The organism is Variovorax sp. DAIF25 (genome assembly GCF_050711835.1).
GTDB lineage: Bacteria > Pseudomonadota > Gammaproteobacteria > Burkholderiales > Burkholderiaceae_C > Variovorax.
Genome location: NZ_CP136636.1, coordinates 213,810 through 234,723 on the forward strand (window position 1 = coordinate 213,810; position 20,914 = coordinate 234,723).

Annotated in this window: 17 protein-coding genes and 1 riboswitch; of the genes, 13 read left to right on the forward strand and 4 right to left on the reverse strand. The window is 70.5% G+C overall.

Translation table 11 applies throughout. The features are described from left to right. Positions 1 to 143 precede the first annotated feature (143 nt). Genes hutI through R0232_RS01050 form a run of 7 tightly spaced genes read left to right on the forward strand, consistent with a single transcriptional unit; the run spans position 144 to position 8,436 of the window. Positions 144 to 1,388 carry an imidazolonepropionase gene (hutI, locus tag R0232_RS01020; RefSeq protein ID WP_431510978.1) on the forward strand — a complete coding sequence of 415 codons (1,245 nt, stop codon included), beginning with the start codon at positions 144 to 146 and terminating at the stop codon, positions 1,386 to 1,388. Continuing rightward, positions 1,385 to 2,767 carry a formimidoylglutamate deiminase gene (locus R0232_RS01025; protein ID WP_431510979.1) on the forward strand — a complete coding sequence of 461 codons (1,383 nt, stop codon included), beginning with the start codon at positions 1,385 to 1,387 and terminating at the stop codon, positions 2,765 to 2,767. Before hutI ends, R0232_RS01025 begins: the two co-directional genes overlap by 4 nt. Before the next feature lie 12 nt (positions 2,768 to 2,779). Next, the gene (gene hutG, locus R0232_RS01030) at positions 2,780 to 3,595 is read left to right on the forward strand and encodes an N-formylglutamate deformylase (protein ID WP_431510980.1); all 816 of its coding nucleotides are present in this window, start codon (positions 2,780 to 2,782) and stop codon (positions 3,593 to 3,595) included. Between the two features lie 7 nt (positions 3,596 to 3,602). Beyond that, positions 3,603 to 4,991 (forward strand): FAD-binding oxidoreductase, encoded by a 1,389-nt coding sequence (locus R0232_RS01035; protein WP_431510981.1) that lies wholly within the window; start codon positions 3,603 to 3,605, stop codon positions 4,989 to 4,991. Further along, positions 4,988 to 6,127, forward strand: coding sequence for a histidinol-phosphate transaminase (locus R0232_RS01040; RefSeq protein WP_431510982.1), 1,140 nt, complete (start codon positions 4,988 to 4,990; stop codon positions 6,125 to 6,127). Before R0232_RS01035 ends, R0232_RS01040 begins: the two co-directional genes overlap by 4 nt. Next, on the forward strand, positions 6,124 to 7,329 hold the full coding sequence (locus R0232_RS01045; RefSeq protein ID WP_431510983.1) for an MFS transporter: 1,206 nt from the start codon (positions 6,124 to 6,126) through the stop codon (positions 7,327 to 7,329). Before R0232_RS01040 ends, R0232_RS01045 begins: the two co-directional genes overlap by 4 nt. A gap of 57 nt (positions 7,330 to 7,386) precedes the next feature. Beyond that, positions 7,387 to 8,436 carry a homocysteine S-methyltransferase family protein gene (locus tag R0232_RS01050; RefSeq protein WP_057593432.1) on the forward strand — a complete coding sequence of 350 codons (1,050 nt, stop codon included), beginning with the start codon at positions 7,387 to 7,389 and terminating at the stop codon, positions 8,434 to 8,436. A gap of 23 nt (positions 8,437 to 8,459) precedes the next feature. On the opposite strand, the gene R0232_RS01055 is transcribed toward R0232_RS01050, so the two are convergent. Continuing rightward, positions 8,460 to 9,383: a LysR family transcriptional regulator gene (locus tag R0232_RS01055; protein WP_398500058.1), complete on the reverse strand. Its 924-nt coding sequence runs from the start codon at positions 9,381 to 9,383 to the stop codon at positions 8,460 to 8,462. A gap of 116 nt (positions 9,384 to 9,499) precedes the next feature. On the opposite strand from R0232_RS01055, the gene R0232_RS01060 reads away from it, so the two are divergent. From R0232_RS01060 to R0232_RS01080, 5 genes are all read left to right on the forward strand, one after another. Continuing rightward, positions 9,500 to 9,937: a PACE efflux transporter gene (locus R0232_RS01060; RefSeq protein ID WP_093343867.1), complete on the forward strand. Its 438-nt coding sequence runs from the start codon at positions 9,500 to 9,502 to the stop codon at positions 9,935 to 9,937. Positions 9,938 to 10,006: 69 nt separating this feature from the next. Beyond that, positions 10,007 to 10,131: riboswitch (S-adenosyl-L-homocysteine riboswitch) on the forward strand. Between the two features lie 60 nt (positions 10,132 to 10,191). Then, positions 10,192 to 12,906, forward strand: a complete 2,715-nt coding sequence (gene metH / locus R0232_RS01065) for a methionine synthase (protein ID WP_431512848.1) — start codon at positions 10,192 to 10,194, stop codon at positions 12,904 to 12,906. 148 nt (positions 12,907 to 13,054) lie between these two features. Continuing rightward, positions 13,055 to 14,800: an ArnT family glycosyltransferase gene (locus tag R0232_RS01070; protein ID WP_431510984.1), complete on the forward strand. Its 1,746-nt coding sequence runs from the start codon at positions 13,055 to 13,057 to the stop codon at positions 14,798 to 14,800. Beyond that, complete coding sequence (locus tag R0232_RS01075; RefSeq protein WP_208507870.1) at positions 14,797 to 15,813, forward strand: glycosyltransferase family 2 protein; 1,017 nt, start codon at positions 14,797 to 14,799, stop codon at positions 15,811 to 15,813. The genes R0232_RS01070 and R0232_RS01075 overlap by 4 nt, the downstream gene beginning before the upstream one ends. Before the next feature lie 4 nt (positions 15,814 to 15,817). After that, positions 15,818 to 16,219: a GtrA family protein gene (locus tag R0232_RS01080; RefSeq protein WP_431510985.1), complete on the forward strand. Its 402-nt coding sequence runs from the start codon at positions 15,818 to 15,820 to the stop codon at positions 16,217 to 16,219. Positions 16,220 to 16,231: 12 nt separating this feature from the next. Here R0232_RS01080 and R0232_RS01085 read toward each other — a convergent pair whose 3' ends face one another. The 3 genes from R0232_RS01085 to R0232_RS01095 are packed head-to-tail and all read right to left on the reverse strand — an operon-like array spanning position 16,232 to position 18,940. Beyond that, positions 16,232 to 17,431 carry an amidohydrolase family protein gene (locus tag R0232_RS01085; protein ID WP_431510986.1) on the reverse strand — a complete coding sequence of 400 codons (1,200 nt, stop codon included), beginning with the start codon at positions 17,429 to 17,431 and terminating at the stop codon, positions 16,232 to 16,234. After that, a complete protein-coding gene (locus R0232_RS01090) occupies positions 17,377 to 18,147 on the reverse strand; it encodes a TetR family transcriptional regulator (protein WP_057593424.1) in 771 nt (256 codons plus the stop codon). The genes R0232_RS01085 and R0232_RS01090 overlap by 55 nt, the downstream gene beginning before the upstream one ends. Positions 18,148 to 18,166: 19 nt before the next feature. Continuing rightward, positions 18,167 to 18,940 (reverse strand): ferredoxin--NADP reductase, encoded by a 774-nt coding sequence (locus tag R0232_RS01095; protein WP_395349428.1) that lies wholly within the window; start codon positions 18,938 to 18,940, stop codon positions 18,167 to 18,169. A 305-nt stretch (positions 18,941 to 19,245) separates the two neighbouring features. Between R0232_RS01095 and R0232_RS01100 the strand changes: the two genes are divergently transcribed. Beyond that, positions 19,246 to 20,871, forward strand: a complete 1,626-nt coding sequence (locus R0232_RS01100; RefSeq protein ID WP_296793997.1) for a 6-hydroxynicotinate reductase — start codon at positions 19,246 to 19,248, stop codon at positions 20,869 to 20,871. The last annotated feature ends 43 nt before the right edge of the window (positions 20,872 to 20,914 follow it).

A 20,914-nucleotide genomic window follows, 5' to 3' on the forward strand; every position in this document is an offset into this window, starting at 1 on the left:
ATCCGCGAAGGTCGCGAAAAAGAAAGTCGAAATTTTCATGAATTCCTTTCGCGTCCTTCGCGCAACCTTCGCGTCCTCTGCGTCCAGAAGTCCGCTTTCCTGCAACGTGACTGGCTCGCGGCGCATTGCATCGGATCACTGACATGACCCTCTCCCATCCTTCCGCCGACGGCCTCTGGACCGGCCTGCGCCTCGCGCCGGGCGCCGCACCCGGCATCGAATCGGACGATGCTGCCCTCGTCGTCGCCGAGGGCACGATCCGCTGGGTCGGCGCGCGCGCCGCGCTGCCGGCCGAGTACGCGGCACTGCCCGTGCACGACGGCGGCGGCGCGCTGGCCACGCCGGGCCTGGTCGACTGCCACACCCACCTGGTCTACGGCGGCCAGCGCGCCAACGAGTTCGCGATGCGGCTCGCGGGCGCGAGCTACGAGGAGGTGGCGAAGGCCGGCGGCGGCATCGTCTCCTCGGTGCGCGCCACGCGCGAGGCCGACGAAGACGCGCTGTTCGCCCAGGCCGCGCCGCGGCTCGAGGCATTGCTGGCCGACGGCGTCTGCGCGATCGAGATCAAGTCGGGCTACGGCCTCGCGCTCGCGCACGAGCGCAAGCAGCTGCGCGTGGCGCGGCGGCTCGGCGAGCACTACGGCGTGACGGTGCGCACCACCTTCCTCGGCGCCCATGCGCTGCCGCCCGAGTACGCGGGCCGCAGCGGCGAGTACATCGAGCTCGTCTGCCGCGAGATGCTGCCGGCGCTCGCGGCCGAGGGGTTGGTCGACGCGGTCGACGTGTTCTGCGAGCGCATCGCCTTCTCGCTCGCCGAAACCGAGCGCGTGTTCCAGGCCGCCCGGGCGCTGGGCCTGCCGGTCAAGCTGCATGCCGAGCAGCTCTCGGACATGGGCGGCGCCGCGCTGGCCGCGCGCTACGGCGCGCTGTCCTGCGACCACATCGAGCACCTGTCGGCCGAGGGCATCGAGGCGATGCGCGCGGCCGGCACCGTGGCCGTGCTGCTGCCCGGCGCCTACTACACGTTGCGCGACACCCACCTGCCGCCGATCGAGGCGCTGCGCGCCGCGGGCGTGCCGATGGCGGTCTCGACCGACCACAACCCCGGCACCTCGCCCGCGCTGAGCCTGCTGCTGATGGTCAACATGGCCTGCACGCTGTTCCGCCTCACCGTGCCCGAGGCGCTGGCCGGCGTCACCGTGCATGCGGCGCGCGCGCTCGGCCTGGCGGCCACGCACGGCGCGATCGCCGTGGGCCGGCCCGCGAACTTCGTGCTCTGGTCGGTGCGCGACGCGGCCGAACTCGCCTACTGGTTCGGCCAGCGGCCCGTGCGCACCGTGGTGCGGCAGGGCCATATCGCCGTCAAAGCCGTGGGAGCCTCGGCATGACCCGCGCGCTGTTCGCGGCCGATGCGCTGCTGCCCACCGGCTGGGCGAAGAACGTGCTGCTGGCATGGAACGAGGCCGGCCAGCTCGTCGAGGCAAGGGCCGGCGCCGACAAGCCCGCCGATGCCGAGACGGCCAACGGCCCCGTGATCCCCGGCATGCCCAACCTGCATTCGCACGCCTTCCAGCGCGCCTTCGCGGGCCTGACCGAGCACCGCGCCGAACAGCAGGACAGCTTCTGGAGCTGGCGCACGCTGATGTATCGCTTCGCCGCGCGCCTCGGCCCGCGGCAGATGGAGGACATCGCGACCTGGCTCTATGCCGAGATGCTCGAGGCCGGCTACACCAGCGTCTGCGAGTTCCAGTACGTGCACCACGACGCCGACGGCAAGCCCTATGCCGACGACGCCACGCTGAGCCTGGCGCTGCTGCGCGCCGCGCACAAGACCGGCATCGGCTTCACCCTGCTGCCGGTGCTCTACCAGACCAGCGGCTTCGGCGGCCTGCCGCCCAACGAGGGGCAGCGGCGCTTCATCCGTTCCACCGACTCGATGCTGCGGCTGCTCGAGGCGCTGAAGCCCGCCTGCGACGCGCAGGGCGCGCGGCTCGGCCTCGCGCCGCACTCGCTGCGCGCGGTGCCGCCCGAGGCGCTGCGCGAGGCGCTCGCGGGGCTCGATGCGATCGAGGCCGGCGCGCCGGTCCACATCCACATCGCCGAGCAGACCAAGGAGGTCGACGACTGCATCGCCTGGAGCGGCCAGCGCCCGGTGGCGTGGCTGCTCGACCATGCGCCGGTCGACGCGCGCTGGTGCCTGGTGCATGCGACGCACATGGACGCCGACGAGTACCGGCGCGGTGCCCGCAGCGGCGCGGTCGCCGGCCTCTGCCCGACCACCGAGGCCAACCTCGGCGACGGCCTGTTCGACTTCGCGGCCTGGCGCCAGCACGGCGGCGCCTGGGGCCTGGGCTCCGACAGCCACGCCTGCGTCGATGCGGCCGAGGAGCTGCTGATGCTCGAGTACGGCCAGCGCCTGCGCACGCGCCAGCGCAACGTGGGCGCGACCGCGGCGCAGCCGCACGTGGCGATCGCGTTGACCCTGCAGGCGGTGCAGGGCGGCGCGCAGGCCGCGGGCCGCGCCATCGGCGGCCTCGCGGCGGGCCAGCAGGCCGACTTCGTGGTGCTCGATGCGCAACGGCTCGCGCTGCAGGGGCTGTCGGCGCCCGACATGCTGTCGGCGCACGTCTTCGCGAGCCACCGCACCAGCGCCATCGACGCCGTGTGGGTGGCGGGCCGCGCGCGCGTCGCCGCCGGGCGCCATGCGCTGCATGCCGAGGCCGCGTCCGCCTTCGTGGCCGCGCGCACCCAACTGCTTCAAGACTGAGGAACCCACGCCATGAGCTTCACCACCACCGAACCGGCCTTCCGCTTCCGCCAGGGCACGCGCCCGCTGCTGATCTCGATGCCGCACGTGGGCACCCACGTGCCGGGCGCGCTGCTCGCGCGCTTCACCGAGGAGGCGCGCCACGTGCCCGACACCGACTGGCACCTCGAGCAGCTCTACGACTTCGCCGACGAGCTCGGCGCTTCGGTGCTGGTGGCCACGCACTCGCGCTACGTGATCGACCTCAACCGTCCGCCCGACGGCGCCAGCCTCTACCCGGGCCAGAGCGTCACCGGCCTGTGCCCGGTCGACACCTTCGACGACACGCCGCTGTATGCCGCGGGCGACCTGCCCGGCGAGGCCGAGATCGCCGCGCGCCGCGAGGCGATCTGGCAGCCCTACCACGCGCAGCTCGCGGCCGAGCTGGCCCGGCTCCAGGCCGCGCACGGCACCATCGCGCTGTGGGACGCGCACTCGATCCGCTCGGTGCTGCCGCGCTTCTTCGAGGGCAAGCTGCCCGACCTCAACCTCGGCACCGCCGACGGCAAGAGCTGCGACCCCGCGCTCGCCGCCACCTTGCTGGGCATCGCGACATCGAATCCCGGCTACACCGGCGTGCTCAACGGCCGCTTCAAGGGCGGCCACATCACGCGCCAGTACGGCAATCCCGCGGCCCGAGTGCACGCGGTCCAGCTCGAGATGACGCAATCGAGCTACATGCAGGAGGCACTGCCCTTCGCCTACCTGCCCCAGGTGGCGGCCGGCGTGCAGCCGCAGGTGCGCCGCATGCTCGAGGCGGTGCTCGACTTCGTCGAAGGCCGCGGGTGAGCCGGCAATGAGCCAGGAGGCCTTTCTCGCCGCGCTCGGCGAGGCGCTGGGCGCCGGCCAGGTGCTGCGCGGCGAGGCCATCGCCGAGCGCCACCGCAGCGACTGGAGCGGCGTGGCGCCGGTGCTGCCGCTGGCGCTGGTGCGCCCGCGCGACACGCGCGAGGTCTCGGCCGTGCTGCGCCTCTGCAGCGAGCATCGCGTGCCCGTGGTGCCGCAGGGCGGGCTCACCGGGCTGGCCGGCGCGGCGGTGCCGCGCGCGGATTCGATCGCGCTCTCGCTCGAGCGCATGAATGCCATCGAGTCGCTCGATGCCGCCGCCGGCACGCTGACCGTGCAGGCCGGCGCCACCCTGCAGTCGGTGCAGGAGGCGGCCGCCGCGCAGGGCCTGCTGTTCGGCGTGGACTTCGGCGCGCGCGGCTCGTGCCAGATCGGCGGCGCGCTGTCGACCAACGCGGGCGGCAACGGCGTGCTGCAGTTCGGGATGATGCGCGAGCAGGCGCTGGGCCTGGAGGTGGTGCTGGCCGACGGCCGCGTGCTGCCGATGCTGCGGCCCATGCTCAAGAACAACACCGGCTACGACCTCAAGCAGTTCTTCATCGGCGCCGAGGGCACGCTGGGCGTGATCACGCGCGCGCTGCTGCGGCTGCATCCGGCGCCGCGCGCCAAGGTCACGGCGCTGGTCGCGCTGCCGGACTTCGAGGCCGCGCTGGTGCTGCTGCGCCGGCTCGGCGCGCGCTTTCCGGGCGCGCTGGCGGCCTTCGAGCTGATGTGGCGCGACTTCGTGCAGACCTCGCTGCGCTGGCAGCAGCTGCGCGAGCCCTTCGACGCGGTGCATCCGCTGGTGGCGCTGGTCGACGTGGCCGGCGAGGACGAGGCCGCGCTGCGCGAGGCGCTCGAGGCGGCGCTGGCCGGTGCGATGGAGGAGGGCGCGGCGGTCGATGCCGCCATCGCCCAGTCGCAATCGCAGGCGCGCGCCTTCTGGAAGATCCGCGAGGCCACGGCCGAGCTGCCGGTGCACATGCATCCGCCGATCAACCTCGACGTGAGCCTGCCGATGGCCAGCATCGGCCGCTTCGCCGACGACTGCCGCGCGGCGCTCGATGCGCGCTGGCCCGGGCACCATTCGCTGTTCTTCGGCCACGTGGGCGACAGCAACCTGCACGTGACCACCGACGGCCAGGCCATCGGCGGCGAGGCCGAGGCCTTCGAGCGCATGGTCTACGCGCAGGTCGAGGCTCGCGGCGGCAGCATCTCGGCCGAGCACGGCATCGGCCTGCACAAGAAGCCCTACCTGGGCGCGAGCCGCAGCCCCGACGAACTGGCCGCGATGCGCGCCATCAAGCAGGCGCTCGATCCCCTCCACCTGCTCAACCCCGGCAAGGTATTCGACCTGTGAACACGACCGCCATCCATGCCCTCGCGCGGCCCGAAGTCGCGCCGCTGCCGGCCTACAACGCCGGCCTGTCCTCGGAGGCCGTGCGCGCGCGCTACGGCGTCGACGAGATCGCGCGGCTCGCGAGCAACGAGAACCCCTATGGCGCGAGCCCGGCGGTGGCGCGCGCGCTGGTCGACCTGGCGGCGCGCGCGGGCACCTACCCCGATGCCCACTGCACCGCGCTGCGCGCCGCGATCGCCGAACGCACTGGCGCGCAGCCATCGGAACTGGTGATCGGCAACGGCTCGGAGGACATCCTCCAGATGCTGTGCCAGGCCTTCCTGGGCCCCGGCGACCGCGTGCTCACGCAGCGCCCGGCCTTCGGCCTGCACGAGATCTATCCGCGCATGATGGGCGCGCAGGTCGAGCTGCTCGCGCTCACGCCCGAACTGGGCTTCGACATCGAGGCCTGGTGCGCGGCGCTCGCGCGCGGCCCCAAGCTGGTGATGCTGGCCAATCCCTCGAACCCGGTCGGCTGCATGTTCGACACGCGGGACTTCGAGCGCCTGCTGGCCGCCGTGCCCGCGGGCACGCTGCTGGTGGTCGACGAGGCCTACTACGAATACGCGCGGCTCGCGAGCGGCTACCCTGACGTGCTCGCGCGGCTGCGCGGCGACGCGGTGGCCTTCCCGTGGATCGTGCTGCGCACCTTCTCCAAGGCCTGGGGCCTGGCCGGCCTGCGCGTGGGCTACGGCATCGCTTCCGACGCGGCGCTGGTGCAGCTGCTCGACCGCGTGCGCACGCCGTTCAACGTGAACCTCGCGGCGCAGGCCGCGGCGCTCGCGGCCTGGGGCGACGAGGCCTGCATGCAGGCGGCCGTGGAACAGACGGCGCGGCTGCGCGACGCGCTGGCCGCGCAGCTGCGCGCGCGCCACTGGCCGGGGCTGCGCATCGCGCCCTCGGCGGCCAACTTCCTGTTCATCGACCTGGGCCGGCCGAACGGGCCGGTCAACGAGGCGCTGCTGGCGCGCGGCATCATCGTCAAGCCGTGGAAGGAGCCGGGCTTCGAGCGCTTCATCCGCGTCTCGGTCGGCGCGCCGCATGAACTCGAGCGTTTCGTCGCGGCGATGGACGCGATCATGTCGAAGGCGCCATGAGGCTCTTTCGCGGCTGGGGCGTCGTCGCGGCGGCCCATGTGCTGCTGGCGCTGGTGTTCGGCGCCGCCTATTCCTTCGGCGCCTTCTTCGCCGGCATCCAGGCCAGCTTCGGCGCCGGCCGCTTCCCGGTCGCCTCGCTGTTCTCGGCCACGGCGCTGCTCTACTACATCGTCGGCGCCTTCTCGGGCGCGCTGGCCGACCGCTTCCCGCTGCGCGCGGTGGTCGGCACCGGCATCGTGCTGCTCGCGGCCGGCTTCGCGCTGGCCAGCCTGGCGCCGTCGCTGGCCGTGCTGTTCGCGCTGTTCGGCCTGTTCGTCGGCTTCGGCGTCGGGCTGGTCTACGTGCCGGCGGTGGCCGCGGTGCAGCGCTGGTTCGTGCGCCGGCGCAGCCGGGCCTCGGGGCTGGCGCTGGCCGGCACCGGGCTCGGCACCTTCGTCGGCCCGGTGACGGCCGGCGCGCTGCAGCAGCACCTGTCGTGGCAGGCCACGATGCAGCTGTTCGCGCTCGGCATCCTGCTGCTCGGCGGCGTGGCGGCCTGCGCGATCCGGGCCCGGCCGCAGGAGCTCGGCCTGCTGCCCGACGGCGATCGAGTCTCCGTGTTGGCGGGCGCGCCGGTCGAGACCGGCCTGCGCTGGCGCGAGGCGGTGCGCGGCGCCTGCTTCTGGTGGTACTTCGCGGCCATCGGCTGGGGCTCGATCGGGCTGTTCGTCGCGCTGGTCCACGTGGCGCCGGCGGCGCAGGGGCTGGGCATCGGCGCGGCCGACGCCACCTTGCTGATCGGACTGATCGGCGTGGGCAACGTCGGCGGCCGGCTGGTGCTCGGCGGGCTCGGCGACCGGCTCGGTGCGCGCCGGCTGCTCTCGCTGCTCACGCTGGCGCTGGCCGCGCTGCACCTGCTGTGGTGGGCGGCCGGCGGCTTCGCTTCGCTGGCGCTGTTCGCACTGCTGTTCGGCGCGGCCAACGGCGGCTGCATCGCGCTCTACCCGGCGCTGGCGGCGCGCTGGTATGGCACGCGCGCGCTGGGCGCCATCCTCGGCACGCTCTACATCGCGGTCGGCGTGGCCGCCTCGATCGGCGCCAGCGCGGCCGGCCTGCTGTTCGACCTGCGCGGCAGCTACGACCTGGCCATCCTCGCCAGCGGCCTGCTGGCGCTGCTGTCGGTCGGTTGCCTGGCGCGCGCGGCGCGGCACGCGCCGGTCTGAAGTCCCGAAGACCGCTTTGGCGGTGCGGCGCGGGCGCGTTTTCTACAATCCGGACCCATGAAGCCGATCGTCTACACCCGTGCCCAGCAACTGCCCGAGATCCTCGGGCGCCGCATCGCCATCCTCGATGGCGCCATGGGCACCATGATCCAGCGCTTCAAGCTCACCGAGGCCCAGTACCGCGGCGAGCGCTTCAAGGACTTCGAGCGCGACGTGAAGGGCAACAACGAGCTGCTGTCGCTGACCCGGCCCGACGTCATCTCCGACATCCACGAGGGCTACCTCGCGGCCGGCGCCGACCTGATCGAGACCAACACCTTCGGCGCGACCACCATCGCGCAGGAGGACTACAAGATGGCGCACCTGGCGCGCGAGATGAACCTCGAGTCCGCGAAGCTGGCGCGCGCGGCCTGCGACAAGTACTCCACGCCCGACAAGCCGCGCTTCGTGGCCGGCGCCCTCGGCCCGACGCCCAAGACCGCGAGCATCAGCCCCGACGTCAACGATCCGGGCGCGCGCAATGTCGATTTCGAGGCCCTGCGCGCCGCCTACTACGAGCAGACCGAGGCGCTGGTCGAGGGCGGCGCCGACGTGATCCTGGTCGAGACCATCTTCGACACGCTCAACGCCAAGGCCGCGCTGTTCGCGGTCGACGAGTATTTCGAGAACAGCGGCGAGCGCCTGCCGCTGATCATCAGCGGCACCGTGACCGACGCCTCGGGCCGCATCCTCAGCGGCCAGACCGTGACCGCCTTCTGGCACAGCGTGCGCCATGCGCGGCCGCTGGCCATCGGCCTGAACTGCGCGCTGGGCGCGGCGCTGATGCGCCCCTACATCCAGGAACTGGCGCGCGTGGCCGACGACACCTTCATCAGCTGCTACCCCAACGCCGGCCTGCCCAACCCGATGAGCGACACCGGCTTCGACGAGACGCCCGACGTGACCTCGCGCCTGCTGCACGAGTTCGCGGCCGAGGGGCTGGTCAACATCGTCGGCGGCTGCTGCGGCACCACGCCCGACCACATCGCGGCGATCGGGCGCGCGGTGTCGCCGGTGGCGGGGCGGCTGCTGAACAATGCGGCCGGGTTCTACAAGGAAGCGGCCTGAGCCCAGGCCCGTAGCCTCGCGTCTCAGGACGCGATAGGCACCGACACCCCGGCAGCCTGCCGCTCGCGCGAAATCAGCGCCACGAAGCGCTGCGCCCCCAGCCCCAGCGGCCGTTCGCGCGACCACACCACGTCCACCCACAGGTTCAGGCCGTTGCTGAGGTTCTCGAGCGGGATCTCGACCAGCGCGCCCGCCGCCACGTGCGGCCGCACGAAATTGCGCGGCAGCCAGCCCCAGCCGACGCCGGCGGTGATCAGGCTCAGGGCGGCCAGCGCGTTGTCGGTGCGCCAGAGGTGGCGCGCGAACACGCTGCGCGGGTCCATGGCCGTGACGAGGTCGCGGCCGGCCACCACGATCTGGCGGGTGGCGATCAGGTGTTCCTCGCGCAGGCGGCCGCCGGGCGCGGCGGCCAGCACCGGGTGGCCCGGCGCCATCACCGCGACCATGGTGTCGCTGCCCACCTCCTGGAAGCCCTCGCGCCCGTCGAGGCTGGGCCGCTCGAACACCAGCGCGAGCTGGGCCCGGCCGCTATGCAGCAGCGCCAGCGCGTCGGCCTGCGGCGCGGCCAGCACCTCGACCTGCAGCAGCGGGTACTCGTGCGCCAGCTCGGCCAGCGCGCCGCTCCAGGGCGCGGCCAGCAGCTCGGGCGCGATCGCCAGCGTGAGCCGTTCCTCCAGCCCCTGCGTGAGCGCCAGCGCCTGCGCGTCGAGCTGGCGCAGCTGCGCCGCCAGCGCGCGCGCCTGCGGCTCGAGCGAGCGCGCGGCGGCCGTGGGCCGGGGCTCGCGGCCCTTGCGGTCGAACAGCTGCAGGTCGAGCTCGGCCTCGAGGTGGGCGATGGCCATGCTGACCGCCGACGGCACGCGGCGCAGGGCGCGCGCGGCGGCCGAGAAGGAGCCGTGGTCGATCACGGCCAGGAAGACCTCGACGCTGTCGCTGGAGAAGCTCATGGCCGCCTCATGGGGTCGATCTTTCAATAAAACTGAAACAAGTTGACTTTTTATATCAGCAAGAGACACATAAAGTCCACGGATCGCAGTCACACAACAAGCCAAGAGAGTCCGTCATGCAGGGAATCCAGCGTCGCATCGTCTACATCACCCTCTACGAAGGGATCGCCATCGTGGCCGCCAGCGCCGGGCTGGCGCTGCTGACGGGCGCCGGCCTCGGCCATTCGGGCGCGCTGGCGGTGGCGGCCTCGGTCATCGCGGTGATCTGGAACCTGATCTTCAACAGCCTGTTCGAGCGCTGGGAGGCGCGCCAGGCGGTGCGCGGGCGCAGCCTCAAGCGCCGCATCGCCCATGCGATCGGCTTCGAGGGCGGCCTGATCGGGCTGCTGGTGCCGATGTTCGCCTGGGGCCTGGGCATCTCGCTGTGGCAGGCGCTGGTGATGGACCTGGGGCTGGTGGTCTTCTTCCTGGTCTACACCTTCGTCTTCAACTGGGCCTTCGACCGCGCCTTCGGGCTGCCGGCCTCGGCGGCGCCGGTCGCGCAGGCGGCCTGAGCCCTCCCGGCGGCCCGCGGATACACCCGCGGGCCGTTGGCACGGCCGGCAGCCGGTAAAATCGCCACCCCTTCCAAGGAGCGTTGCAGCGGCGGCGCGCGGGACCCCTGGTCCGCGCACCCGCCGTCAGGCTTGGAAGGCGCCTTCTCGCAGAACCTGCCCGGAAGGCCCGGTTGCAACGACGCTCACCTGACGTGTCTTCCCCTGCCCAGGTGAGCCCCATGAGCGATGTCCCCGCGCCTTTCGTTTCTCCCATGAAGCTGTCCGGTCTCGAACCGGTGGCCATCGGCGAGGGATCCCTGTTCGTCAACATCGGCGAGCGCACCAACGTCACCGGTTCCAAGGCCTTCGCGCGCATGATCCTCAACGGCCAGTTCGAGGATGCGCTGGCCGTCGCGCGCCAGCAGGTCGAGAACGGCGCGCAGGTGATCGACATCAACATGGACGAGGCCATGCTCGACAGCAAGGCCGCGATGGTGCGCTTCCTCAACCTGATCGCCAGCGAGCCCGACATCGCGCGCGTGCCGGTGATGGTCGACAGCTCGAAGTGGGAAGTGATCGAGGCCGGCCTGCGCTGTATCCAGGGCAAGGGCATCGTCAACTCGATCTCCATGAAGGAGGGCGTGGACAAGTTCAAGCACGAGGCGAAGCTCGTGAAGCGCTACGGCGCGGCCGCCGTGGTGATGGCCTTCGACGAGAAGGGCCAGGCCGATACCTACGAGCGCAAGGTCGAGATCTGCGAGCGCGCCTACCGCATCCTGGTCGACGAGGTGGGCTTCCCGCCCGAGGACATCATCTTCGACCCGAACATCTTCGCGATCGCCACCGGCATCGAGGAGCACGACAACTACGCGGTCGACTTCATCAACGCCGTGCGCTGGATCAAGCAGAACCTGCCGGGCGCCAAGGTCTCGGGCGGGGTGTCGAACGTGAGCTTCAGCTTCCGCGGCAACGACCCGGTGCGCGAGGCGATCCACACCGTGTTCCTGTACCACGCGATCCAGGCCGGCATGGACATGGGCATCGTCAACGCCGGCATGGTCGGCGTCTACGACGACCTCGAGCCCGAGCTGCGCGAGCGCGTGGAGGACGTGGTGCTCAACCGCCGGCCCGACGCCGGCGAGCGCCTCGTCGAAGTGGCCGAGAGCGCCAAGAGCGGCGCCAAGGACGACAGCAAGAAGCTCGAGTGGCGCGGCACGCCCGAGCAGCCGGTGCACGTCAACCAGCGGCTGTCGCACGCCATGGTGCACGGCATCACCGACTTCATCGTCGAAGACACCGAGGAGGCCTACCAGCAGATCCTCGCCAAGGGCGGCCGTCCGCTGCACGTGATCGAGGGCCCGCTGATGGACGGCATGAACATCGTGGGCGACCTGTTCGGCCAGGGCAAGATGTTCCTGCCGCAGGTGGTGAAGTCGGCGCGCGTGATGAAGTCGGCCGTGGCCCACCTCATCCCCTACATCGAGGAAGAGAAGCGCCAGGACGAGGCCGCGGGCCGCGACGTGCGCACCAAGGGCAAGATCATCATCGCCACCGTGAAGGGCGACGTGCACGACATCGGCAAGAACATCGTCACCGTCGTGCTCCAGTGCAACAACTTCGAGGTGGTGAACATGGGCGTGATGGTCCCGTGCCACGAGATTCTCGCCAAGGCGAAGGTCGAGGGCGCGGACATCGTGGGCCTGTCGGGCCTGATCACGCCGAGCCTGGAAGAGATGCAGTACGTGGCCGGCGAGATGCAGAAGGACGACCACTTCCGCATCAAGAAGATCCCGCTCCTGATCGGCGGCGCCACCACCAGCCGCGTGCACACGGCCGTGAAGATCGCGCCGCACTACGAAGGCCCGGTGGTCTACGTGCCCGACGCCTCGCGCAGCGTGAGCGTGGCGCAGTCGCTGCTGAGCGACCAGGCCGCGGCCTACATCGGCGAGATCAACGCCGACTACGAGAAGGTGCGCACGCAGCACGCCAACAAGAAGCAGGTGCCGCTGTGGCCGCTGGCCAGGGCGCGCGCCAACAAGACGCCCATCGACTGGTCGAGCTACGTGCCGCCCGCGCCCAAGTTCATCGGCCGGCGCGTGTTCCGCAACTTCGACCTGACCGAGCTCGCCAAGTACATCGACTGGGGCCCGTTCTTCCAGACCTGGGACCTCGCGGGTCCGTTCCCGGCCATCCTCAAGGACGAGATCGTCGGCACCGAGGCCGTGCGCGTCTACGCCGACGGCCAGCGCATGCTCAAGCGCCTGATCGAGGGCCGCTGGCTCAGCGCGAGCGGCGTGGTCGGCTTCTGGCCGGCCAACACCGAGAACGACGACGACATCGTGCTCTACACCGACGAGTCGCGCAGCGAAGCCGCGCTCACCTGGTACGGCCTGCGCCAGCAGACCGAGAAGCAGGAGATCGAGGGCACGATGCGCCCGAGCCGCTGCCTGGCCGACTTCGTCGCGCCGCGCGAGAGCGGCCTGAAGGACTACGTGGGCATGTTCGCCGTGACCGCGGGCCTGGGCGTGGAGAAGAAGGAGAAGTACTTCGTCGACGACCTCGACGACTACTCCGCGATCATGCTCAAGGCGCTGGCCGACCGGCTGGCCGAGGCCTTCGCCGAGGCCATGCACCACCGCGTGCGCACCGACCTCTGGGGCTACGCGGCCGACGAGGCGCTGAGCAACGAGCAGATGATCGCCGAGAAGTACCGCGGCATCCGCCCCGCGCCCGGCTACCCGGCCTGCCCCGACCACAGCGTGAAGAAGCCGATGTTCGACCTCCTGAACTGCACGGACATTGGCATGAGCCTGACCGAAAGCCTCGCTATGATGCCGGCCGCCAGCGTGTCGGGGTTCTACCTCGGGCACCCCGACAGCACGTACTTCAACGTAGGCAAAATCGGCCATGACCAGCTGCAGGACCAGGCGGTGCGCCGCAAGGCGAGCGAATCCGAACTGGAGCGGCTGCTGGCGCCCAACCTCTGACGGCGCGCGGCGGGCCCTTCCGTTCCCCCGCGCCGCCGCCATCCACGCCGCCCGCCCCGCGGGCCGCTGAACCGATCCAGGCTTCCGGGGGATTCCCATTCAGACACTGCTCTTCATCCTCGCGCACCACGCGGCGCTCGCGCTCTTCGTGGCCGGCGCCTGGGGCTTCGGCGCCACCGTGCTGGCGCGCTTCGGGGCGCCCGCGCGGCGCGACGCCTGGCTCGAGGGCACGATCGCGACCACGCTCGGCGTCGGCCTGTTCATCGTGGCCTTCCAGGCGCTGGCGATCGCCGATGCGCTGCGCCAGGGCGCGGTGCTCGCGCTGCTGGGCGCCGGCATCGTGCTGGCGCTGCTGCGGCTGCCCGGCTGGCGCCGCGAGCTGAAGGCGCGCGCCGCTCTGGCGCCCGCGCAGCCGGCAGCCACCCTCGGCGAGAAATGCGCGTTCGCCGCGCTGCTGCTCGTGGGCCTGCCCACGCTGTTCTCGCCGCTGGCGCCACCGGTGGCCTTCGACGAGGTGATGTACCACCTGCCCTATGCGCGCCAGGTCGCGCAGAGCGGCACGCTGGGCGTCTACGAGTGGCTGCGCTACCCCTGGTTCCCCTACAACTACGACCTGCTCTACGCCGCCGCGCTGACGGTCTACGACGACGTCTTCACCCACTTCATCCACGGCCTCGCGGGCTGGCTGTCGGTGCTGATGATCCATCGCCTCGGCCGGCTGCATGCCAACCGCTACATCGCCTGCCTGGGCGCCGGCATCTGGCTCGCGCTGGGCGACTATCCCAATTCGTACATCGACATGGGCGTGGCGCTGTTCGTGCTCGCGGCCTTCGTCGCGCTGTGGTGGTGGGACGAGGGCCACGTGCTCGAACCGGCGCCCGGCGCAGCGCGCCACGGACGCGCGCGCTGGCTGCTGCTGGCCGCCTTCTTCCTCGGCGTGGCGGCGGGCTCCAAGTACCAGGCGCTGATCTTCCTGCCGCTGGTGGCGGTGTTCGTGGCGCGGCGCGAGCGCCGGCCGCTGCCGTGGCTCGCGGCCCTCGGGCTGTTCCTGGTGCCGTGCATCTACTGGTATGCGCGCAACTACCTGCAGACCGGCGATCCGTTCAACCCGATCGGCGCGCGCGTGTTCGGCTTCACCAACTGGAACATGGCCGACTACACGCAGCAACTGGCCGACGTGCGCGATCACGCCAACATGCCCAACGGCCTGTTCTGGCCGCTGCTGCTGGTGCCGTTCAGCCCGCTGTGGCGCCCGGGCCCGGTGCGCGCGGCCTTCGTGTTCTGCATCTACTCGCTGGTGATCTGGGTCGCGACCTCGCGCTATCCGCGCTACATGATGGCCTCGTTCCCGCTGCTCGCGCTGATGGCCGCCGTGGGCTGGCACACGCTGCTGGGCTGGGCCGGTGCCTTCGTGCGGCGCCGGCTGCCGGCGCTCGCGCGCGGGCGCACGCCGGGCGTCTTCGGCGGGCTGCTGATGGTGGTGCTCGCGGGCTTCGCGCTCGCGCATTCGGTGCGCGACCTGCGCATGATCTCGCCCACGCCCGCCTCGCGCGAGGCCTTCCTCGCCCGGCACGTGCCGGGCTACGAGGTGCTGAGCCACCTGCGCGCCAACCCCGTGGGCCGGCTCTACCAGGTCGGCCTCAACGACTCGATCTACTTCGCGCCCAACCCGGTGTGGGGCGACATCTTCGGGCCCTTCCGCTACTCGGACTACCTGTACCTTCCGGCCGACCAGCTCGCGCGCAAGCTGGCCTCGCAGCAGTTCGGCTCGATCGTGATCCAGACCGCGCTCGCGCCCTATGTCCACACCAAGCCCGACTTCGACAAGTACTTCAGCCTGATCGTCGAGAAGGACGGTGTGAAGGCCTACCGCATACTCGCGCCCACGCCATGACGACCGCCGACCGCCTCGCTTCCCCCACGGCCGCCGCCGCGCTCTCGCCGCTGCCGCCGGCGCTGCGCATCGCCGCCATCATCCCCTGCTACAACGAGGCGCTGGCCATCCCCAAGGTGGTGGCCGACTTCCGCGCCGACCTGCCCGAGGCGCAGATCCACATCTTCGACAACAACTCCACCGACGGCACCGCCGAGGTCGCGCGCGCCCATGGCGCGCACGTCGTGCACGTGCCGCTGCGCGGCAAGGGCAACGTGGTGCGGCGCATGTTCGCCGACGTCGAGGCCGACATCTACGTCATGGTCGACGGCGACGCCACCTACGACCTCTCGACGGTGCGCGAGATGATCCGCATGCTGGTCGAGCAGAAGCTCGACATGGTGGTGGGCGCGCGCGTCGACGACCAGACCGATGCCCAGACCTACCGTCGCGGCCATCGCCTGGGCAACCAGATGCTGACCGGCGCGGTCGCGGGCCTGTTCGGCGGCAGCTTCACCGACATGCTGTCGGGCTTTCGCGTGTTCTCGCGCCGCTACGTGAAGTCCTTTCCCGCGCTGGCCAAGGGCTTCGAGATCGAGACCGAACTGACCGTGCACGCGCTCGAACTGCGCATGCCCTATGCCGAGGTGCCCTCGGTCTACCGCTCGCGGCCCGAGGGCTCGGTGAGCAAGCTGTCGACCTACCGCGACGGCTGGCGCATCCTCGTCACCATCTCCAAATTGTTCGTGAGCGAGCGGCCGCTGATGTTCTTCGCGATCCTCGCGGGCCTGCTCGCGCTGGCCGCGGTGGGGCTCGCGATCCCGCTCGCGATGACCTTCTGGGAGACCGGCCTGGTGCCGCGCCTGCCCACGGCCGTGCTGGCCACCGGCCTGATGCTCAGCGCGATGCTCGCGCTGGTCTGCGGCGCGGTGCTGCACACCGTGACCATCGGACGCCAGGAGGCCAAGCGGCTGCGCTACCTCGCCATGCCCGCGGCCGGGTCGGCCTCGTGGCAAGACGGCGCCTGCGGTTGAGCCGATGAAGCAGGCCGGGCGCCAGTTCCTGCTGTTCGCCGTGGCTGGCGTGGTGGGCTTCGGTGTCGACGTGGCGGTGCTCTACCTCGCCGCGCCGCTGCTGGGCTGGTACGGCGCGCGCGTGCTGTCCTTTCTCGCGGCCGCCACCACCACCTGGGTGATGAACCGCCACCTGGCCTTCGGCGACCGCCATGCCGGCACCGCCCTGTGGCGCGAGTACCTGGGTTATCTCGCGACCATGCTCGGCGGCGCGGTCGTGAACTACGGTGTCTACGTGCTGGTGCTGCATTCGGCGAGCGGCCGCTGGGCGCCGATGCTCGGCGTGGCCGTGGGCAGCGGCGCCGGCATGGTCGTGAACTTCTTCGCCGCGCGCTACCTGGTCTTCAAGGCGCGGCGCTCGCCCTGAACGCGGGGCGCCTCAGTGCGCGCCCGACACCACCGCCGGAATCTCGGTCGCCGGCGGCGTGTTGCGGCTGCGGCCGCAGCGCACGATGCCGTCGATCATCACCATGCCCACGCCCGGGATGTCGCCGAGCTGCACGCTCTCGAGCAGGCCCGGCGCGGGCGAATGCTGCGCGCGGTCCATGAAGACGAAGTCGGCATCGCGGCCGACCTCGATCAGGCCGCAGTTGAGCTTGCGGATCTTCGCGGTGTTGCCGGTCGCGAAGCAGAACACCAGCTCGGCCGGGATGTTCGCGATCGACGACAGCATCGCGACCATGCGCAGGATGCCCAGCGGCTGAACGCCCGAGCCCGCGGGGCCGTCGGTGCCGAGGATCACGCGGTGCGGGCACTTGAGCTCGAGCGCCGCCTTGGCGGCCGCGATCGCCACCTTCTCGTTGCCGTTGTGCACGATCTCGATCGCGCGCGAGCTCTTCTCGCAGAGCTCGCACACATGGGCCTCGGGCAGCGAGGTGTGGCCGCCGTTGATGTGGCCGATGACGTCGGCATCGGCCTCGAGCACCACGTCCTTGTCGATCAGGCCCGAGCCCGGGATCGAGGGGCCGCCCGTGTGGATCGTGCTCTGGATGCCGTACTTGCGCGCCCAGGCCACCATCTCCTTGGCCTCGTAGCCGGCCTTCACCGAGCCCAGGCCGACCTCGCCGAGCAGGCCCACGCCGGCCTCGGCGAGTTCCTTGAAGTCGCTCTCGACCATGCCCTTCTCGATCACCGGCGCGCCGGCCAGCACCTTCACGCCGCCGGGGCGGAAGTTGTCGAAGGCGCGCTGCGCCGTGATGGCCAGGGCCTTCAGGCCCACGATGTCCTTGGGGCGGCCGGGCAGGTGCACCTCGCCGGCCGAGATCATGGTGGTCACGCCGCCGTGCATGGTGGAGTCGATCCAGCCGAGCTGGCCCTGGCGCGGCGTCCAGTCGCCGAACACCGGGTGCACGTGGCTGTCGATCAGGCCGGGCGCGACGCAGGTCCGGCGCGCGTCGATGACGGTCTTCGCGCCCTCGAGATCGCAGTCCTTCTGCTTGCCGATGGCGACGATCAGGCCGTCGTTCACCACGATGGTGTCGGCGTCGAGGATGGGCTTGTCGACGTCGCCCGAGAGCAGCAGCCCTATGTTCTGGATGACGACCTTGCCCGACTTTCCGCTGCTCGCGATTTCTGCCATTTCGTGTTGTCCTCGTCGTGGGGGGGAGTGTTGTTGTCCTGCAGATCGTCAGCGCGCACGGTGCGCAGCACGGTCTCGATCACGAAGTCTTCCCAGTGCCGGATCGCGTCCGGCGACTCCAGCGGCTCGCCGAGGAAGGCCGTGAGCGTGTGGCGGTTGGAGGTGTAGAAATAGCCGGTGGACGCGATCAGCAGGTAGATGTCGCGCGCCACGAGGTCCTTGCGGAACAGCCCCTGCGCCGCGCCGCTCGCGAGGATCTCCGAGATGATCGCCACCGCCCGCGACGAATACTCGCGCGCGCGCAGCGACTTCGAGATGTGCCGGCCCTTGTGCAGGTTCTCGGTGTTGAGCAGCGTCACGAACTCGGGGTTCTTGCGGTAGTAGCCGAGCACGAAGCGGATCACTTCGGTGAGCGCCTCCACCGGGCGCGAGGCATCGAGCGCGATCGCGGCCTCGGCGTCGTCCATGCGCTGATAGATACCCTCGAGCACCGCGATGAACAGGCCTTCCTTGCTGCCGAAGTAGTAGTAGATCATCCGGTCGTACGACTTGGCGGCCTTGGAGATCTTCTCCACGCTGCCGCCGTCGTAGCCGTACTTGGCGAACACCTTGGTCGCCGACTTGAGGATGCTGTCGCGCGTGGCCTGGGCCGCGGCCTCGCGCACGCCGGTGCGGCGCTGAGGCTTGGGCTTGGTGATGGAGCGGCTGTCGGCCATCGATCGCGCGACGTCCTGCTTACTTCTCGGCGAAGGCGCGCTCGACGACGAAGTCGCCGGGCGTCGAGGTGTTGCCTTCCTTGAAGCCGCGTGCCTCGAGGATGTGCTTGAGGTCGACCAGCAGGCCCGGGCTGCCGCACAGCATCACGCGGTCTTCGGCGGCGTTGATCGGCGGCAGGCCGAGGTCGTCGGTGAGCTTGTTGCTCGAGATCAGGTCGGTGATGCGGCCCTGGTTGCGGAACTCCTCGCGCGTGACCGTGGGGTAGTACAGCAGCTGCTTGGCGACCATCTCGCCGAGGAACTCGTGCTTGGGCAGGTGGTCGGTCACGAGGTCGTGGTAGGCCAGCTCGTCGACCTGGCGCACGCCGTGCACCAGGATGACCTGCTCGAACTTCTCGTAGGTCTCGGGGTCGCGGATCACGCTCATGAACGGTGCCAGGCCGGTGCCGGTGCCGAACAGGTACAGGCGCTTGCCGGGCAGCGTGTAGTCGATCAGCAGGGTGCCGGTGGGCTTGCGGCCCACGATGATGGTGTCGCCCACCTGGATGTGCTGCAGCCGCGAGGTCAGCGGGCCGTCTTCCACCTTGATGCTCAGGAACTCGAGGTGCTCCTCGTAGTTCGGGCTCACGATGCTGTAGGCGCGCAGCAGCGGCTTGTCGTTGACGCGCAGGCCGATCATCGTGAAGTGGCCGTTGGAGAAACGCAGCGCCGGGTCGCGCGTGGTGGTGAAGGTGAACAGGCGGTCGGTCCAGTGGTGGACGCTCAGGACCTTCTCTTCGCTGAATGCACTCATACGGAACTCAATAGTGGTGAATGACGGGGGGTTGGCTGAGCCGGGATGCACGCCCTTGGGGCGCCAGCTGCCGGCCGGCTCCGAACCCTCCATTGTCGTTGGTCGGAAAAACCCCGATGAACATCGCGAGAAAACACCATTGCAAGCATCGGGCCCGTTTGCTACATTGACCTTCAATGTAGTGAATGCAACATGAAAGTGTAGGGGATGCTACACAAACGAAAGCCCCGGCACAAGCGGACATGCGGCACGTTTGTTGCAAACCCCGCCACCACGATTTGCAGCCAACAAGAGGTCGCCCCCCGATGACGGAACACACGAAGACAGACGGACTGCCGGGCATGGACGTGCCGGTGGTCGCCGAGGCCGGCCCCGGCGGTTTCGGCAAGGCGCCGTTGCGCAACGAGCGCATGAGCGCGGCCAAGGTCGAATGCAATGCCTGCCCGGTGCTGTGCCAGATCTCCGATGGCCGCACCGGCGCCTGCGACCGCTATGCCAACCGCGAGGGCGTGCTGGTGCGCGTCGATCCCGTGGTGCTGCTGCGTCGCCAGCTCGCGAGCGATGCGCCCGCGCTGGTGGCTTTCGACCGCACGGCGGCGGCCGAAGACGGCAAGGCCGAAGAGTCGTCGGCCGACTGGAACGGCGACCTGCTGCATGCCGACGAGGTCTTCGTCACCGGCGTGGGTTCCTCCACCACCTACCCCGACTACAAGCCCGCGCCCTTCATCGTCGCCTCGAAGGCGCAGGGCGTGGACATGGTCACCGTGGTCACCGAGGGCATCTTCAGCTACTGCAGCTTCAAGGTGAAGATCGACACCGACCGCTTCCTCGGCGCCGAGCAGGCCAACGTGCGCTACCGCGGCGAGGTGGTGGGCCACGTCACCACGGCCGAGTACGGCTCGCAGATGCTGTCGCTGGGCGGCGTGCACCACCTCACGGGCGGCAGCAAGAAGGAAGGCCGCATGACGGCCGAGCTGATGCAGCTGCTGGGCAACAAGAAGGCCATCGAATGCACCATCGACGGCGGCGCCAGCCTGGTGATCCAGGCCGGCAAGGCGCCGATCGTCAACGGCGTGGAAGAACAGCGCATGCGCGTGGGCTGCGGCTCCGCGGCGGTCGGCATCTTCGCGCGCCAGTTCGCGGGCGTGGCCGACGAGGTGGTGGTGGTCGACGACCACATCACGGGCGTGCTGACCGAGCACCAGGCCGGCCGCTGCCTCGACATGCCGCCCTCGGGTATCCAGATGCTGGGCCGCAAGTCGACGCCGGGGCGCTACTTCCAGGTCGCCAATCCGGGCAACGGCTGGGGCGGCACCGACATCGCTGATCCGCTGTCGATCATCGAGGGCTGGGAGGAGGGCGTGGCCAAGCCCGGCCTGCGCCTGCTCATGACCTCGACCACCGGCGAGCATGCGCAGTGGTACGTGCTCGACGACGCGCTGCAGCCCGTCGAGCAGCCGATGCCGCCCGAGGTCAAGCGCATCGTCGACCGCATCGGCGAGAACTGCGAGCCCTCGCTGTGTACCGTGCTGTTCCTCGGCGGTGCCGGCGGCAGCCTGCGCGCGGGCGTCACCGAGAACCCGGTGCTGCTCACGCGCGCCATCAAGCGCGCGCTGGTCAACGTCACCTGCGGCGGCGCGCCGGCCTATGTATGGCCCGGCGGCGGCATCACGGTGATGGCCGACGTCATGCGCATGCCCGACAACAGCTTCGGCACCGTGCCCACGCCCGCGATCGTCGCGCCCATCGAGTTCAGCATGCGGCGTGCCGACTACGAGGCGCTCGGCGGCCACATGGAGCACGTCTTCCCGCTCGAGCAGGCGCTCGCGCGCGGTGCCTGGCAGGAAGACGGCGCGCCGCTCGCGCGCCAATGGCTCGTCATCGACGAAGCCAATCCCTGGCCCCTCGGTCACGCCCCCATGCTGGGCTGAAATGAGAGCCCCCCGGCTTTTCACGCGCTGCGCGCGTGTAACT